This is a genomic window from Streptomyces sp. NPDC026417 (genome assembly GCF_055567695.1).
In genome coordinates, this window is the sequence record NZ_JBVHPY010000101.1 from 1 (window position 1) to 2,577 (window position 2,577).

Sequence of the window (2,577 nt, forward strand, 5' to 3'; positions counted from 1 at the left end):
ACGATCTCCGGTCGCCTACGAGAACGCCTTGCCATCAGCAACAACTACCCTGGCCCAAGCCGCATAGACGTGTTCAATATTCGGGGTCAAGCCCCAGGCAAGCGTCAACCGAGCACACGCACGGCTCCCCTTCCCCGTCCAGCGGGCCCTACGCCCGACCCAAGGCCTGGCAGATCTTCTACAGAGCCCGGGCCAGCCCCAACCCGCTCACGTCAATCACCAAGACCGCCGTCCTAGTCACCTCCGCGAACGTGCACGACATCACCTGCGGCAAACTTCTGCTCGATGACCTGGCTGTGCCACATCCCAGCGTGACCAACGGTCTGGGCCGGCGGCGGTTATCAGAACAGCATCTCCAGCACGGCGTCGACGGCGCGGATATCGATGACGTCCAGCCCGTGCAGGGCGTTGATGACGACCGTGCGCCGCACCCCATATCTGGCGTAGACGTCGGGGTCGCCGTCCCGTAGGCCGTGTGCCTCGCGGCTGCCAGTGAAGGCAGATCGTCAGGGCACGAGCCTGTCGATTCCAATGTCGGCAGGGAAGGGAACGGAGACTTTCAATCGCCCTCGATGGATGCCGGTGGCCACGTATGTGCCGGTCATCCCGTCGAGCTCATAGATGTGAACAGCGGGGACGCCCGCCTCATCTTCGATGCGCCAGAAGTGGGGGATTTTGGCCTGCGCGTACTTGAAAGGCTTCAAGGATCGATCACGGTGCGCGGACTCCTCCGAGACGACCTCGACGACCAACGCCACGTCTGCGGGCGCGTACCACGTTCGATCGGGATCGTACGGCGCGGTAGTGACTAGGATGTCCGGCTCGGGGCGGCTCTTCTTGTCGAGCCGAATGGTCATTTCACGCTCGGTCTCGAACCCATCAGGGGCAGCCCGTCGCAACGCGAAGGTCAGGTTCTCCACGAGCCTGGAGTGCCAGGAACGCTGCGGCGACACCATGAAGATAAGGGCTCCGTCGATGAGTTCCGTATGCCGCGGCGCTTGGGGAAGGTGGTCGAGATCGTCGGCTTCCCAGCCGCTCGGCCTGGGCGGGATCATCCAGTCGGGGAGTTCGGCAGTCACGGCTTCCTCCAGGTGTCTCGAAGAGGGTCAGTCAAGGCCTTGATCCCAGCTAGCGGACGCGGTCGATCGGTTCGTGACAGCGTAGTTGATGCCGCTGCTGGCCGGGCAGCGCCAAGAGTTTGCCGCTGCCACCGTCGATGACCACTCCCGCCTGGCCTACAGCGAGGCCCTGTCCGATGAACGCCAGCACACCGCCGCTGGCTTCTGGCAGCGGGCCAACGCGTTCTTTCAGGCTCACGGCATCACCGTCGAACGCGTCCTGACCGACAACGGATCCTGCTACAAGTGCCACCAACGGCGAGGTCGAACGCTGCAACCGCACCCTGCTCGACGAATGGGCCTACCTACGGCCCTACACCAGCAACACCGAACGCATCGCAGCCCCGGCAGACTTCCTGCACACCTACAACCACCACCGCTGCCACACCGCACTCGGCGGCCAGCCACCGATCAGCCCACGTAAACAAAGCTGCGGGTCGATACAACTAGCTCGCCTGCTCCCCACCTTCACGGCCGGCTGTCTGCTGAGAGCGCCCTTCCCACCGCACCAGCCAGCCCCAGAAAGGCCACGGCGCATGAGCCCGACCGTCACCGCCGCCGACCAGGACGAAGAGCCAGGGGTTAGCAAAGCCCGCACGCAGGATGTCGCTGTCCGGCAACCCCGAGGACATACTCATCGACGAGGCCTTCGGCTGCCGGCGTTTCGCGAACGGTGCATCGACCTGGAGAGCTATTCACGGGGGTTTCGCCAGCTCTTCTTGTAGAAGGCGAGGGCGATGACGGTTTTGGCAACGAGGCGAAGCGGGTGAGGGGGCTTCGGTAGCGGGCGGCGAAAATTGCCAGTCCTAGCCGGGCGGCTTGCGCCTGGGCATGAGCAGTCCGGAGCCGACGTAGCCAAAGTTGCCCATACCCTCCCGTTCCGTGAAGGCCTCGGGGAAGTTGACTGACGCCAGGCATGCATGTCGTGGCGGGAGCATGGGACGGGCGCGGAGACTGCGAGGACGTCCGCGGCCAGGGTGGCGGCGACCTGCAGGTTGAAAAGCCGGTGTCGCGGTACTTGCTGGAGAACAGGGCAGTGCCCTCGCTGGCCCAGTCCCACGTGGTGACCAGGGTGCCGTCGACCAGCCCAATCCGCCCGACCGAGGTTTCCGCCGGATCGGGAACGCGGCAGGCCAAGACCTTCCCCGACCGCCGGCAGCAGGGCCGCCCACTGCCGGGAAACCGCGGCCTGGGCAGATCCCGAACAACTCTGCGGCCGCCTCATGGACCGGGTTCCGCCGCAGCAGGAACACCACCAGCGCGACGGACTTGTACAGCCCCAGAGCCCACATCCGCCTCGACACCACCGGCGAGTCCGGGTCCTCCACGAACACCCGACGGACCCGCGCCACCAACCCATCCCAGATCGAGTGGGACAAGGCCAGCTTCATGCGGGCCCGCCAAAACGACGACTACAACTACGCGACCACGATGGTGTCGGAGGTCCGCGGTCGACCAA

2 protein-coding genes and 1 pseudogene are annotated in these 2,577 nt (G+C 65.2%); 2 read left to right on the top strand and 1 reads right to left on the bottom strand.

Going from position 1 to position 2,577, the window contains the following annotated elements:
- Positions 1-506 precede the first annotated feature (506 nt).
- Entirely contained in the window at positions 507-1,055 is a 549-nt protein-coding gene (locus ACZ4NT_RS39080) for a Uma2 family endonuclease (protein WP_467730181.1), read from the bottom strand.
- A 142-nt stretch (positions 1,056-1,197) separates the two neighbouring features.
- On the opposite strand from ACZ4NT_RS39080, the pseudogene ACZ4NT_RS39085 reads away from it, so the two are divergent.
- Both ACZ4NT_RS39085 and ACZ4NT_RS39090 read left to right on the top strand, forming a co-directional pair.
- A pseudogene (locus ACZ4NT_RS39085) lies at positions 1,198-1,568 on the top strand (integrase core domain-containing protein); the annotation flags it as partial.
- Between the two features lie 819 nt (positions 1,569-2,387).
- On the top strand, positions 2,388-2,577 hold a 190-nt coding region (locus ACZ4NT_RS39090), incomplete at its 3' end, for a hypothetical protein (protein WP_467730179.1).

Excerpts from the sequence above, each read along its gene's own strand:
- ACZ4NT_RS39080 (WP_467730181.1), bottom strand. The coding sequence starts at position 1,055 with ATGATCCCGCCCAGGCCGAGCGGCTGGGAAGCCGACGATCTCGACCAC.